The 12,754-nt window shown below is 75.5% G+C and carries 14 protein-coding genes; 11 read left to right on the top strand and 3 right to left on the bottom strand.

Annotated elements, in window-relative coordinates; translation table 11 throughout:
- Positions 1–220, top strand: a 220-nt coding sequence (locus ACWEJX_RS21130) for a hypothetical protein (RefSeq protein ID WP_451608946.1), incomplete at its 5' end; no start/stop codon positions are given.
- Positions 221–226: 6 nt separating this feature from the next.
- A complete protein-coding gene (locus tag ACWEJX_RS21125) occupies positions 227–730 on the top strand; it encodes a hypothetical protein (RefSeq protein ID WP_451608945.1) in 504 nt (167 codons plus the stop codon).
- 133 nt (positions 731–863) lie between these two features.
- Here ACWEJX_RS21125 and ACWEJX_RS21120 read toward each other — a convergent pair whose 3' ends face one another.
- A complete protein-coding gene (locus ACWEJX_RS21120; RefSeq protein WP_451608944.1) occupies positions 864–2,729 on the bottom strand; it encodes a glycoside hydrolase family 15 protein in 1,866 nt (621 codons plus the stop codon).
- A 277-nt stretch (positions 2,730–3,006) separates the two neighbouring features.
- Between ACWEJX_RS21120 and ACWEJX_RS21115 the strand changes: the two genes are divergently transcribed.
- From ACWEJX_RS21115 to ACWEJX_RS21085, 7 genes are all read left to right on the top strand, one after another.
- Positions 3,007–3,471, top strand: coding sequence for a hypothetical protein (locus ACWEJX_RS21115; RefSeq protein ID WP_451608943.1), 465 nt, complete (start codon positions 3,007–3,009; stop codon positions 3,469–3,471).
- Positions 3,468–3,818, top strand: coding sequence for an MrpF/PhaF family protein (locus ACWEJX_RS21110; RefSeq protein WP_451608942.1), 351 nt, complete (start codon positions 3,468–3,470; stop codon positions 3,816–3,818). The genes ACWEJX_RS21115 and ACWEJX_RS21110 overlap by 4 nt, the downstream gene beginning before the upstream one ends.
- Before the next feature lie 25 nt (positions 3,819–3,843).
- Entirely contained in the window at positions 3,844–4,152 is a 309-nt protein-coding gene (locus ACWEJX_RS21105) for a monovalent cation/H(+) antiporter subunit G (RefSeq protein ID WP_451608941.1), read from the top strand.
- Positions 4,149–4,577 carry a Na(+)/H(+) antiporter subunit B gene (locus ACWEJX_RS21100; protein WP_451608940.1) on the top strand — a complete coding sequence of 143 codons (429 nt, stop codon included), beginning with the start codon at positions 4,149–4,151 and terminating at the stop codon, positions 4,575–4,577. Before ACWEJX_RS21105 ends, ACWEJX_RS21100 begins: the two co-directional genes overlap by 4 nt.
- Positions 4,574–5,302 (top strand): MnhB domain-containing protein, encoded by a 729-nt coding sequence (locus tag ACWEJX_RS21095; protein ID WP_451608939.1) that lies wholly within the window; start codon positions 4,574–4,576, stop codon positions 5,300–5,302. The genes ACWEJX_RS21100 and ACWEJX_RS21095 overlap by 4 nt, the downstream gene beginning before the upstream one ends.
- A 71-nt stretch (positions 5,303–5,373) precedes the next feature.
- Positions 5,374–5,751 carry an NADH-quinone oxidoreductase subunit K gene (locus tag ACWEJX_RS21090; protein WP_451608938.1) on the top strand — a complete coding sequence of 126 codons (378 nt, stop codon included), beginning with the start codon at positions 5,374–5,376 and terminating at the stop codon, positions 5,749–5,751.
- A gap of 12 nt (positions 5,752–5,763) precedes the next feature.
- Entirely contained in the window at positions 5,764–7,629 is a 1,866-nt protein-coding gene (locus tag ACWEJX_RS21085; RefSeq protein WP_451608937.1) for a complex I subunit 5 family protein, read from the top strand.
- A 14-nt stretch (positions 7,630–7,643) separates the two neighbouring features.
- Here ACWEJX_RS21085 and ACWEJX_RS21080 read toward each other — a convergent pair whose 3' ends face one another.
- Together ACWEJX_RS21080 and ACWEJX_RS21075 are read right to left on the bottom strand one after the other, a co-directional pair.
- Positions 7,644–9,068 (bottom strand): hypothetical protein, encoded by a 1,425-nt coding sequence (locus ACWEJX_RS21080; RefSeq protein WP_451608936.1) that lies wholly within the window; start codon positions 9,066–9,068, stop codon positions 7,644–7,646.
- A 57-nt stretch (positions 9,069–9,125) separates the two neighbouring features.
- On the bottom strand, positions 9,126–10,391 hold the full coding sequence (locus ACWEJX_RS21075; protein ID WP_451608935.1) for an MFS transporter: 1,266 nt from the start codon (positions 10,389–10,391) through the stop codon (positions 9,126–9,128).
- Positions 10,392–10,813: 422 nt separating this feature from the next.
- Here ACWEJX_RS21075 and ACWEJX_RS21070 point away from each other — a divergent pair, with 422 nt between their 5' ends.
- Both ACWEJX_RS21070 and dmpG read left to right on the top strand, forming a co-directional pair.
- Positions 10,814–11,734, top strand: coding sequence for an acetaldehyde dehydrogenase (acetylating) (locus ACWEJX_RS21070; protein ID WP_451608934.1), 921 nt, complete (start codon positions 10,814–10,816; stop codon positions 11,732–11,734).
- On the top strand, positions 11,731–12,744 hold the full coding sequence (gene dmpG, locus ACWEJX_RS21065; RefSeq protein WP_451608933.1) for a 4-hydroxy-2-oxovalerate aldolase: 1,014 nt from the start codon (positions 11,731–11,733) through the stop codon (positions 12,742–12,744). The genes ACWEJX_RS21070 and dmpG overlap by 4 nt, the downstream gene beginning before the upstream one ends.
- Positions 12,745–12,754: the final 10 nt, after the last annotated feature.

Genomic DNA, 12,754 nt, shown 5'->3' with positions numbered 1-12,754 from the left:
GGGGCCCCTCGACGGCGCCGGCGGCCGGGCCCACGGCGCCCACGGGGCCAGCGCCGCCGCGGCCGCCGCACACGCCCCGTACAGCGCGCACGCCCCCCACCCGGCCGCGGTCGGGGCGACGGCGGGCGCGGCCGCGGGGGCGACGGCGCTCCTCGCGCGCAGCCTGCGCGGACGGGGGCAACGGGCCGCGCCACACCGGCCCCGTACCGAGAGGCGGTGAGCCGCCGTGAGCGATCTGACGGACTTCACGGACTTCGCGGACTCCACGGACTTCGAGCTGGTGGACGTCTCGTTGCACGCCGAGGAGCTGGGGACCTTCGTCGTGCCCCTGCTGGCCCCCGAGGAGACGGAGCCGGTCGAGCTGCCGGAGGGCGCGGTGGTGAGCGTCGGCCTCACCTTCCGGCTGGGCCGGGCGATCGACACGCTGGTCTTCGAGGACACCCGCGAGCGGGACGGGACGGTGCTCGGGACCACCCGGACGCCGTTGGGCGGCTTCCGGCCGGGCGGACCGTACGAGGTGCGGCTGCCGCCCGAGCGGCTGCCGGTGGGGCGCACGCACTGCGGGGTGTACGTGGTGACGGGCCGGTTCAGCGACGGCGACGACGACCGTGAACTGGCCGTGGAGCGGCACCGGATCCGGGTCGCACACCAGCCGGCCGCGCACAAGCGGTGGACCGCCGCGCCGGCGCCCACGACGCCGGGCCGGGAGCTCACCAACCCGGCGGCCTGAGGGGCCCGCGCCGGCGCGCTCCGGTCAGGTGGTCAGTCGGTCAGGTGGTCAGTCGGTCAGGTGGTCAGTCGGTCAGGTGGCCAGTTCATTCAAGTGGCCAGTTCATTCAGGTGGCCAGTCGGTCATCAGGTGGTCAGTCGGGGCCGCCGTCGAGCGGCAGCCGGACCGCGTCCTCCAGGAGCAGCGCGTGGACGAACGCCTGCGGCAGGTTCCCGCGCAGCCGGCGCTGGGTCACGTCGTACTCCTCCGCGAAGAGCCCGGCGTGGCCGACCGCCGTGCGGGTGCGTTCGAACCAGCGGGCCGCCGGGACCGGACGGCGCTCGGCGCCGCAGGCGGCCGCCATGAGGAAGCCACAGAGGAGGAAGGCCCCCTCGTCCTCGCCGAGAGCGGAGTCGCCGCGGCGGAAGCGGTAGACGAAACCGTCCTCGACGAGCTCGCGCTCGACGGCCCGCCGCGTCCCGGTGAGCAGGGTGTCCCCGCCCGGCCAGGACGCCATCGGCTCGGACGCCGAGACGAGCGGGCGGAGCAGGGCGGCGTCGGGGCGCGGATCCCCGGCGGCGCGCTGCCAGCGTCCGTCGGGGTGGACACAGCGCCGGCGGGTCTCGGCGAGGATCGTCTCCGCGAGCTCCTGCCAGCGGTCGGTGCCCGGCGCGTCGATGTCCCGGGCCGCCGCGGTCAGCCCGCACACGGCGGCCAGGCGGGAGTGGGTCCACCAGGCCGGCTCCAGCTCCCACAGCCCGGCGTCCGGCCGGTGCCAGTTGGCCGCCAGGGCGTTCACGGCGGTACGCGCGGCCCGGACCCCGTCCCCGTCGAGGCGGTCCTGGCGGGCCGCGGCGGCGAGGAGTTCGAGGACCTCGCCGAAGGTGTCGAGCTGGAACTGGCTTCCGGCGCGGTTGCCGACCCGGTCGGCGGCGCCGGGGTAACCGCTGAGCGGCAGGGTCCGCTCCCGCGGCACCGGGCCGCCGTCGGTGCGGTACGCGGGCCGCAGCCCGGGCCCGTCGGCGAGCACCCGCTCGACGGCCACCCGCACGGCGGCGTCCATGAGCGGGTGCGGGCCGTGCGCGGCGACGGCGAGGCCCGCGTAGCACTGGTCGCGCAGCCAGGCGTAGCGGTAGTCGTAGTCCCGCTCCGAGCCGGCGTGTTCGGGCAGCGAGGTGGTGGCGGCGGCGACCATGGCGCCGGTACGGGGCACGGTCAGGCCGGTCAGGACCGCGTACGCCGCCCGGGCGTCGCGCGCCGCGGGGAGCGCCTTGCAGTCCGGGACGGCCTCGGCCCAGTGGCGCTCGGTGCGCCGCCAGGCCCGGTCGGCGGGTTCGGGCGCGGGCAGCGGCCGGTCGGAGAGTTCCAGGACCAGGTCCCGCTCCTCGCCCTCCGGCACGGTGAGCCGCGCGGTGAGTTCGCCGTCGGCGCCGACCCGGGCCTCCGTGACGCCCCTGAGCCGCAGCCGCAGCCCGCCCCCGGCGGCCTCCCAGGTCTCGGTACCGGCCCCGACACCGGTCCTGGGCCCGGTCCCGGTCCCGGTCCCGCCTTCGGCTTCAGCTTCGGCTTGGGCTTGGGCTTCGACGCGGTGCGGCACCAGGGGCGGGGCCTCGCCGTATCGGCCGCGTACATGGAGGCGCACGGCCACCCGGGCGGTCCCGGACACCGCCCGTATCCGGCGCAGCACCACGGCGCGGTGCGGGTCGGGCGGCGCGGCGAGCGCGTCGCGGCACTCGATCACGCCGTCGGCGAGGGTCCAGCGGAAGGTCCAGACGAGAGTGCCGTCGTGGTACGCGCCCGTGGGCACGTGCCACGGATCGACGGGGCGCGCCTGGAAGGCGCCCGCGCCTCCGATCAGTTCCGACAGGACGGCGGGGTCGTCCCAGCCGGGCACGCACAACCACACGAGGTCGCCCTCGGGCCCCACGATCGCGCCCCGTTCCCCGTCGGCCAGCAGCGCGTAGTCACCCAGCGGCCGCGGTCGGTGCGCCGGGACCGAGGGCGTGTTCGGCTGCGCCATCGGCTCATCACCTCCCGGCCCCCTCCGCCGCATGCCCGGCGGCTACCCGCTCGGACGGCGGGTACTCCGCGGAGCTCCGCGCCGACCGCTCCGGACCGGCCGCTCCGGACCGACCGCTCCGGACCGACCTCCGGGCCGACTGCTCCGGACCGGTGACAAGCGGGCCCGCGCGCGGCGCGGGTCGGCCGGTCGGGGCGGCCGGAGGCGGTAGGTCTGATCCGCGGGACCCGGCCCGAACCCGACGGCCGGAGCGGGCCGCGGCGGCTGGGGAGGCGGGATGGGACGGGCGGCGGTGGAGCTGCTCACCTGGTGGGCGGCGGTGTGCGCGTTCCAGGTGCTGCTGATCGGCCAGGTCAGCTGGCCGGAGCTGGCGGTGGCGGCGGCCGGAGCCGCGCTCGCCGCGCTCGCGGCCCGTACGGTACGGGTCGCCGCCGACGCCCGGCTGGGTCCGACGGCCCGCCTGGGAACGGCCCTGCTGCTGTGGCCGGGGGCACTCCTCGCCGACACCTGGCGGCTCGCCCGGGCCGTCGGCCGGGTGCTGCGCGGGCGCCGGGTCACCGGCCGGTTCCGTACGATCCGCTGGGCGCACGGCACGGGCCCGGCCTGGGCCTGCGGCCTCCTCTCGGCGACGCCCTCGCTCTACGTGGTCGCGCTCGGCCGGGACCGTACGGCCCTCGTGCACACGCTGCCCGGCGGGGCGGGTCCCCTGGAGTCCGCGCTGACCAGCGGCGGGCGGCGATGAGCGGCGCGCCGGGCGGGGAGTGGAACGGCTGGCTGGCCGCGCTCGGCACGCTGCTCGTGCTCGCGCTGCCGCCGGCGCTGCTCGCGGCCTGCCGCGGCACTCCCCCGGCCCGCCTCGCCGGGCTGAGCCTGACCGGCACCCTCGGCACGGTGATCCTGCTGCTCGCCGCCCAGGGCTTCGGCCGGGACGCGTACGGGGACCTCGGCGTCGTCCTCGCGGTCCTCGGCCCGGTCGGCGTCCTGGTCTTCACCCGGTTCCTGGGCGGACCCCTGGTCGGCGGCACGGCGCCGGCCCCGGACGCCGAGGGCGGCGGACGAGGGCGGGACGGGCAAGGGGCGCCACGGTGACGCCGGCGGCAAGAGCGGGGTCGCGATGAGCGCCCGTGCCGTCTGCGCCGCCGTGCTGCTCGTCGCCGGCGTCGCCGTCCTGCTGCTCGCCGTGCTCGGCCTGCACGTGCTGCCCGGCCCGTACGCGCGGCTGCACGCGCTGTCGCCCGCCACGTCGCTCGGCGGGCCGCTGGTGGTGCTGGCGCTCGTGGTCGAGGCGGGGCCGAGCCGCCGTGCGGCGGCGCTGCTCGTGGTGGCGCTGATCATGGCCGTCGGCGGTGCGCTGACCACGATCGCCCTGGGCCGGTCCACCGCGCAGTACGAGGGACGGGTGCCCCGGGAGGATCCTCCGTGACGGCCCCGCAGCCCGCCGAGGTGCTCGGCTGCGTCGCGGTCGTGCTCGCGGCGGCCGTCGCGACCGCCGCGGTCCGCACCCGCGACCCGGTGCGGCAGGCCGTGGTGCTGAGCGCGCTCGGGCTCGTCCTCGCACTGGTGTTCATGCTGTTCCAGGCTCCCGACGTGGCCCTCAGCCAGCTGGCCGTCGGCACGGCGGTGACCCCGCTGCTGATCCTGCTCACGGTGCGCACGATCGCCCGCCGGGCGACCCGACGCACGGGCGGGGGCGAGGGCGAGGGCGAGGGCCGGGGCGGGGGCCAGGGCAGGGGTCGGGCCGGAGACAGGGACGGAGGCCAGGGCGGGGGCCGCGACAGAGGCCGGGGCGGGGGCCAGGGCGGGGGCCGCGGCGGAAGCGGTGACCGGAGCCCGGCGGGTGACCGGTGAGCCGTACCGTCCGCGCCCGGCTGTTCCTGGCGGCGGCGCTCGTGTTCGGCGCCGGATACGTCCTCGCCTGTCTCGAACTGCCGCCCCTGGGCAGTCTGTTCCACCCGTACGCGCGGCGGGCGGTGCCGGTCGCGCTGGCCCGGCGGACCGCGAACACCGTCTCGTCGGTCAACTTCGACCTGCGCGGATTCGACACCCTGGGCGAGGAGTTCGTGCTGTTCACGGCCGTGCTCGGGGCCGTACTGCTGCTGCGCCGCACCCGCGACGAGCACGTGACGCGGCCGCGGCCCGGCCGGGTCCTGTCGACCGTACGGCTGACCGGCACCGTCCTGCTGCCGGTCGCCCTCGTCACCGGCGTCTACATCGTGGCGCACGGTCAGCTGACTCCCGGCGGCGGCTTCCAGGGCGGTGTGATCCTGGCGACCGGCCTGCACCTGGCGTATCTGGCCGCCGACTACCGCGTGCTCCGGCGGGTGCGGCCGCGGGCCGCCTTGGAGGTCACCGAGGCGGTGGCGGCGGGGGCCTTCGCGGGCCTCGGCCTCGCCGGGCTCGCGCAGGCGGCCGCGTATCTGGAGAACGTCCTGTCGCTCGGCACGCTCGGGTCGCTGACCTCCGGCGGTCTCGTGCCCGTGCTGAACGCGGCCGTGGGCGTGGAGGTCGGCTCGGCCCTGGTCGTCCTCCTCGCCGGCTTCATCGACCAGGCCCTGGAGATCGAATCCGAATGACCGCGACCGCGACCGCACTCCTCACGCCCCTCACGCCCCTGACATCCCTCACGTCCCTCACATCCCTCGCGATGCCTCTGGCGCCGCCCTCTCCCGACTCGCCGCTCCTCCTGCTGCCGTACCTCGCCGCGGGCTGGATGATGCTGGTCGGCGCGTACGGCCTGGTCACCAGCCGCAACGCCGTGCACGCCGTCGGCTGTCTCGGCGTCGCGCAGTCCGGGACGTACGTGCTGCTCCTCGCGGTCGGCTACCGGCGCGGCGGCACCGCGCCGTTCTTCGTCGACATCCCGCCCGGCACACCCGTCGTCGACCCGGTCGCCCAGGCCCTGGCACTCACCGACGTCGTCGTCGGAGCCGCGGTCACCGCGCTGCTCCTCGCACTGGTGCTGCAGACGGCGAAACGGCACGGCACCACCGACCCCGACGCCCTCACCGGGCTGCGCGGCTGACCGGCCGGCCCCGTGCGGAACGCGTCCGTCCTGCTGCCGCTCGCCGTCGCCTGCCCGCTGCTGGCCGCGACGGTCCTCGCCGTGCTCGGCCGCCTGCTGCCGCGCACCGCGACCGACGCGCTGGCGACGGCCTGCGCCGCCGCCCAACTCGCTCTCGTCGGCGGGCTGGCGTGGGCGTCGGGCAGCGGCGGCCGGACGGTGACGTGGCTGGGCGGCTGGACGCCGGTCCACGGCCGGAGCGTGGGGATCGTGCTCGCCGCCGACGGCCTCGGACTCGGCCTGGCCGTGCTCGTGGCCGCGCTCGTGCTCGCCGCGCTCGGGTACTCCTGGCGCTACTTCGAGGAGCCGGAGCGGGCGGGCGGCCACGGCGGCGGCTTCCCCGCCCTCGTACTGCTCTTCGAAGCCGGGGCGACGGGGTTCGCGCTCACCGGGGACCTGTTCAACGCCTTCGTGTTCTTCGAGTTGATGGGGGTCGCCGGATACGCGCTCACCGGCTACCGGGTCGAGGAGCGACGGCCGTTGCAGGGGGCGCTGGCCTTCGCCGTGACCGGCTCGCTCGCCGGCTATCTCGCGCTCCTCGGCGTCGGTCTGCTGTACGCGCGCACCGGCGAACTGACCTTCGCCCGGATCGGGCAGGAGCTCGCCCGGCACCCGGCCGACACCCTGGTGGCGGTGGCGGGCGCGCTCGTCGCCTGCGCGATGCTCGTCAAGGCGGCGGCCGTGCCCTTCCACTTCTGGCTGCCGGACGCGCACGCCGAGGCCCCGACCCCGGGGTGCGTGCTGCTGTCCGGCGTGATGGTGGAGCTCGGCCTGTACGGGCTGCTGCGCGTGTACACGGACGTCTTCTCCGGCCCGGGCGGCATCCCGCCGTACGTGCTGCGCGGCACGCTGCTCGCGACGGGTTCCGTCACCGCGCTGACGGGCGCGCTGCTGTGCTGGCAGCAGCGGCACCTCAAGCGGCTGCTCGCCTTCTCGACGGTGGGGCACATGGGTCTGTTCCTGTGCGGTGCCGGACTGCTGTCGCCCGAGGGGACGGCCGGGACGGCCCTGTATGTGGCGGGGCACGCCGGCGCCAAGGGCGCGCTGTTCTGTCTGACGGGCGTCCTGCTCGACCGGCACTCCTCGGTCGACGAGCACGGGCTGCGCGGCCGGGCGCGGGACATGCCGGTGGTGGGCGCGCTGTTCGCGGCGGGCGGGCTCGCGCTCGCCGGACTGCCGCCGTTCGGCACGGGGCTCGGCAAGTCGGTCGTGGAGCACGCCGCGGAGGAGCGGCCGTGGCTCCTGGTGCTCTTCGTGCTCGTGCCCGCCGTCACGGCGGGCGCCGTCCTGCGCGCGGCGGCCCGGGTCTTCGCCGGGGCCGGGACCCGCCCGCACCAGCGCCACTCGGGTGCGGAGACCACGGGCTCCGGCGAGGAACCCGAGGTGAGCGGTCCGCGCCGGGCGGTGCCGCCGACGATGCCCGGCGTCGCCGCGCTGCTGCTCGCGGCCTGCCTGGCCGTGGGACTGCTGCCCGTACTGTGGCGGCGCGCGGCGGTCGCGGCGACCGCCTTCACCGACCGGGCCGGCTACACGGCGGTCGTGACCGGCGCGGCCCCCGCGGTCCCGCCGGGCCCGGCGCCCGACATCTCCTGGACGGCGACGGGCGTCGCACTCGGCCTCCTCTCGACGGCCCTCGCGGCCGCCCTCGCGGCCGGAGCCCTGTGGGGACCCGCGCTGTCGGGGCGGCTCGCCCACGGCGTACGCCGGTGCGCGGACGCGGTCGACCGCACCCTGGTCCTGGCGGTCCGGCGGCAGCACTCCGGGCACGTGGGCGACTACGTGGCCTGGCTGATCGCCGGACTCACCGCGCTGACGGCGGTGTTCACGCTGTGGGGGTGAGCGCGGGGCCGGCGTCAGCCGTCGCCGCCCTCGCCGCCGTCGAAGACGCAGCCCACCGTGGCGCCGCTGCCCATGCTGACCACGCCCACCGCCGGGTCGGCGCTGGCCCGTACGAAGCCGCCACCGTAGCCGTCGCCGTAACCGTCTCCGTAGGCGTCGTCCTCGGTGCCGGCGGGGGCGCCCACGTAGATGCCCCAGTTGAGGAAGAGTTCCCGCACGCCGCCGGCGCCGTCCGGGAACGGTTCGGCGACCGGGCGGACCCGGCGCTGGACGACGTACGGGCCGTTCATGGCCTCGGTGAGCCGGTGTTTCCATTCGGCCGGGTCGGCCTGCCAGCCGGCGGTGATGCCGTGGCCGCCGTGCAGCAGGGTCGGCTTGAGGATCAGCTCGTCCTGGTGGGCGACGGCGTGGGCGAGGAGGTCGATCCGTGAGCCGCCGGGGTCGGTGGCGTGGGGGCGGACGTAACGGGTCCAGGGCAGAAGGCGGTCGACGCAGGCGAGTTCGGCGGCGTCGAACAGGGCGCGGTGCCGGTCGTCGGAGAGCATCGCCAGCGTGCCCTTGTTGCCGTACAGCTCGGCGTCCAGCCGGCTGAAGAGGCCGACGCGGCCCTGCTCCGCCGCGGTGAGAAGCGGCTCCAGCTGGGCCGCCGCCGCGAGGGCGGAGAGGTCTTCGGGCAGGAAGTAGCGGAAGACGAGGTCGACGGCCCGGCCGTCGACCGTGGGGCGGCCGTTGGGGTACGTGAACTCGCCGAGGTCGCAGGCGATTCCGTCGACTCCGTGCTCGGCCAGCTTCCCGGCGAGCACCCGCAGCCGGGGCCCGACGACGGCGAAGTTCTCCGGCGTGTCGACCACGGCGACGACGGGCGGCCGGCCGGCCGGGATGTGGGCGGCGCACTCGGCGCGCATGGTCCGCACCATGCAGGCGATCGTGTCCCGGTAGCGGAGCCGGTGCCGCCGTACGAACTCCGCGAGCGGCGGGTACGCGAGCATCGCGCGGTTGATGTCGGCGTTCTCGAAGCCGCCGAGCGCGCTGGTGATGTTGAACTCGAGCAGCTTGAAGCCGGTGCCGTCGTGGTAGAGGTCGGCCCGGCCCAGCGGATGGAGCGAGCCGGTCCGGGCGCTGCGCGTGATCAGCGCGGTCTGCAGCGGGTCCAGGCCGACCGCCTCCGCCAGGGCGGTGATGCTGCCGCCGAAGACCCGCTCCGGCAGGGAGCGCAGCAGCCCGTAGACGGTGTGCAGGTCCCGTACGACACTGGCGCGTTCGGTCTCGCCGAGGAAGGCGGGGCTGTTCAGGAACCGGTCCTGGTACGCCAGGGTGAGAGTGGCGGAATCGCGGGCGGCGGCGGTGGGGTGGACCGTCGACGCGTGCCGCGCGAGCTGCTCCCCGTACGCGTGGCCGAGTCGCGATCTGGGCGGCTGGGGCGGGCTCGTGGTCGTCATCGCTGGTCCTTTCCGGAGGCGGCCGCAGGGTCCCGGCGCACCGGGCGGCCGCTCCGCTCAGTCCGTCTCGCCGCGCTGCTCGGCGCGGGTGATCCAGTGGCGGCGGGCGCCCGCGAGGAGGGCCACCGCGACGACGGCCATGGCGACCGCGCCGGCGCCGAACACGGCGCGGGTGCCGACCTCGGCGGCGACGATGCCGCCGACGGCCGCGCCGATGGGCAGTCCGCCCCAGGCGACGAGGCGGTACACGCTGTTGGCCCGGCCGAGCAGGTGCTGCGGCACGAGGGTCTGGCGCAGCACGACCACGACGACGTTCCAGGTCACGGTGCCGCACGCGAAGATCGCGAGGGCCGCGCCGACCGCGTACGCCGAGGGCACGGTGGCCAGCACCGTCTCGCTGGTGGCGATCAGGACGGCGGTGGCGACCAACGCGCCTTCCCTGCCGAGGCGTTCGGAGAGGGCGGGCGCGAAGCGTGAGGCCAGGACGGCTCCGACGGCCTGGCAGGCGAGCATGACGCCGTAGCCGAACGGGCTCAGGTGGAGCACCCGCTCGCTGTGCACGACGAGCACGGCGAGCATCGCGTTCCCGGCCATGTTGATCAGGCAGGAGATCAGGGCGAGGCTGCGCAACAGGTGGTGCGAGTACAGCCACTTGGCGCCGGCCAGCATCTCCGACAGCACGCCCTCCGCCGCCGGCTTGGCGTCGACCGGCTTGGTGCGGCGGATGCGGCTGACCAGGACGGCGGAGCAGAGGAAGGTGGCGGCGTCCGTGGCGAACGGCAGGGCCATCGCCACGCCGAAGAGCAGCGCGCCGACGAGCGGGCCGACGAATCCGGTGCCGGCTTCCTGCGCGGCCATGACGCGGGCGTTGGCGGTGGCGAGCCCGGCCTGCGGGGCGATGAAGGGGACGAGCACCTGGGCGGCGTTGCGGCAGAGGACCTCGCCGGTGCCGAGCAGGAACATGACCGCGTAGAGCAGCGGCAGTCCGCCCCAGCCGCCGAGGATCCCGGCGGCCAGCAGGGCGAGCAGGCAGGCCCGGGTGAAGTCGACGCGCACCATCATCCGGCGGATGTCGACGCGGTCGACGAGGAGTCCGGCCGGGATGCCGAAGAGGATGAACGGCGCGGTGAAGGCGACCGAGGCCGCGCCGATCAGGCGCGGGTCGTCGGTCAGCCGGGCGGCCAGCAGGGGTGCGGCGGCGATCGTGGCGCCGTCGCCCAGCGAGGACACGGCGGCGGACCACCACAGCCGGGAGAAGTCGCCTCCCAGCCGCGGGCGTTCGGGACCGGTCGTCTCGGTCGTGTCGGTCGTCGACGCGCTCATGACACCACGGGGCGGCGCAGCCGGCAGTTCATGGTCTCCCCCTCATCGGTCCGCCGCACGAGCGGGCGCACGGGCTCGCCGAGGATAGTCCGCGTTCGACGGCCGCGTCGAGGAAAAGATCAGCTTTGTCGATCAAGCCTGTCACCTGCGAATCCCAGCCGCAACACGTTCGAACTCCATTCAAGTAAGGGGGGTTTGAGTCAAACGCTCTTCTGGTATGTTCGCGGCCGCTGGCTGCTGAAACGGCGGCCGGCGCGGTGTCTGCGTGGGGGGCATGTCATCGACGGGGCTTTCGAAAACTGTGTGAAGACGTCTGGTTCGCGCCATCTTCGCGACCCGCGGCCGGGCGTCGGCTCCCCCGTGCCTGCAGTCAGGGCTGCCACAAGCAGCCGCACGCACATCGAACGGTGAGGACAACGCTCATGGGCCTGACGAACGCGCCTCCGGAGGTAGCCGAACCGGTGACGGTCGCCGTCATCGGCACCGGGGCGATCGGCCGGGACCTGGTCAGCAAGATCGACCGGTCACCCGCCCTCGACCTGCGGCTGGTGGCCGGGCGCAATCCGGAGTCGGCGGGCCTGCGGTACGCCGAGCGCCTCGGCTACGCCACCACCGCCGCCGGCATCGAGGCCGTGCTGGCGCCCGCGCGCCCCTTCGACGTGGTCTTCGACGCCACCAGCGCCGCGTCCCACCGTGACCACTGGCCGCTGCTCGAACCGCTCGGGACGCTGGTGATCGACCTGACGCCCAGCAAGGTCGGGGAGATGGTGGCGCCCACCGTGACCGGGGTGTCGGCGACGACCGGGCGCAACGTCAACCTGATCAGCTGCGGCGGCCAGGCCTCCGTCCCGGTCGTGCACGCGCTCGCGGCCGAGTTCCCCGTCTCGTACGTCGAGGTCGTCTCCACCGTGGCCAGTGACGTCGCGGGCCGCGCCACCAGGCTGAACCTCGACGAGTACGTGGCGACCACCGGCCACGCCGTGACGGCGTTCTCCGGCGTCACGGACGTCAAGGCGATCCTCAACATCTCTCCCGCGGTGCCCCCGGCGACCTTCCGCACGGCCGTCCACGCCCTCATACCCGGCGCCGACCCGGCGGCGGTGCGGGCGGTGGTCGACCGGGTGGCCGAGCAGGTGCGTTCCTTCGCGCCCGGCTACGAGGTCACCGCCTGCACCGCGGTCGACGACCGGGTCACGATCACCCTCCAGGTGATGGCGCACAGCGACGTCCTTCCGCCGTACGCCGGGAACCTCGACATCATCAACTCCGCGGCCGTCATGGTCGCCGAGCAGCACGCGGCCCGGCTCGACCGGGCGGCCCGCATTTTGGGGGTGGCGCGATGAGGCAGGTGCTGATCCACGACCCGACACTCCGCGACGGCCAGCACGCGGTCCGGCACCAGCTCGGGGTGGCGGCCATCCGCCGCTACGCGGAGGCGGCGGACGCGGCGCGGATCCCGGTGGTGGAGGTCGGCCACGGCAACGGCCTCGGCGCCTCGTCGCTGCAGGTCGGCCTGGCCGCGGCGAGCGACGACGAGATGCTGTCGACCGTCCGGGAGGCGCTGCGCAGCAGCCGGATGGGCGTCTTCATGCTGCCCGGCTGGGGCACCTCGGGCGATCTGCGGAAGGCGATCGCGCACGGCGCCGACGTCGTCCGGATCGGTGTGCACGCCACCGAGACCTCGCTGGCCGAGCGCCACCTGGGCTTCCTGCGGGAGGCCGGCGCCGAGGCCCACTGCGTGCTGATGATGAGCCACATGGCCACCCCGGAGGAGCTGGCCGAGGAGGCCGCGCGGGCCGTCGGGTACGGGGCGCAGGGCGTGGGGATCATGGACTCCGCGGGGCACTTCCTGCCGGCGGACGTCACCGCGCGGATCGGCGCGATCGTCAAGGCCGTCGGCAGCGTCCCGGTGATCTTCCACGGGCACAACAACCTCGGCATGGCCGTCGCCAACTCGGTGGCCGCCGCCGACGCCGGCGCCACGATCATCGACGGCTGCGCCCGCGGCTTCGGCGCCGGGGCGGGCAACACCCAGCTGGAGGTGCTCGTCCCGGTCCTGGAGCGGAGCGGGTTCGCGACGGGCATCGACCTGTACGGGCTGCTCGACGCGGCCGACCTCGCCGAGCGCGAGCTCATGCCGGCGCCGCCGGTCACCGCGTCGATGAGCATCGTCAGCGGTCTGGCCGGAGTGTTCTCCGGATTCAAGCACCGGGTCGTGGAACTCTCCGCGGCCGCCGGTGTGGACCCGCGCGACGTCTTCTTCGAGCTCGGCCGGCGGCAGGCCATCGCCGGCCAGGAGGACCTGATCGTCGACGTCGTGGCGGAGCTGAGCGGCCGCGGCGCGACCGCCTGACGGCACCCGA

Source organism: Streptomyces sp. NPDC004788, from assembly GCF_053601115.1.
Note: the sequence above shows the minus strand (reverse complement) of the source record. Positions and strands in the feature narration are given on the sequence as shown.

Excerpts from the sequence above, each read along its gene's own strand:
- ACWEJX_RS21120 (WP_451608944.1), bottom strand. The coding sequence starts at position 2,729 with ATGGCGCAGCCGAACACGCCCTCGGTCCCGGCGCACCGACCGCGGCCG.
- ACWEJX_RS21115 (WP_451608943.1), top strand. The coding sequence starts at position 3,007 with ATGGGACGGGCGGCGGTGGAGCTGCTCACCTGGTGGGCGGCGGTGTGC.
- ACWEJX_RS21110 (WP_451608942.1), top strand. The coding sequence starts at position 3,468 with ATGAGCGGCGCGCCGGGCGGGGAGTGGAACGGCTGGCTGGCCGCGCTC.
- ACWEJX_RS21105 (WP_451608941.1), top strand. The coding sequence starts at position 3,844 with ATGAGCGCCCGTGCCGTCTGCGCCGCCGTGCTGCTCGTCGCCGGCGTC.
- ACWEJX_RS21090 (WP_451608938.1), top strand. The coding sequence starts at position 5,374 with ATGCCTCTGGCGCCGCCCTCTCCCGACTCGCCGCTCCTCCTGCTGCCG.
- ACWEJX_RS21080 (WP_451608936.1), bottom strand. The coding sequence starts at position 9,068 with ATGACGACCACGAGCCCGCCCCAGCCGCCCAGATCGCGACTCGGCCAC.
- ACWEJX_RS21075 (WP_451608935.1), bottom strand. The coding sequence starts at position 10,391 with ATGAGCGCGTCGACGACCGACACGACCGAGACGACCGGTCCCGAACGC.
- ACWEJX_RS21070 (WP_451608934.1), top strand. The coding sequence starts at position 10,814 with ATGGGCCTGACGAACGCGCCTCCGGAGGTAGCCGAACCGGTGACGGTC.
- dmpG (WP_451608933.1), top strand. The coding sequence starts at position 11,731 with ATGAGGCAGGTGCTGATCCACGACCCGACACTCCGCGACGGCCAGCAC.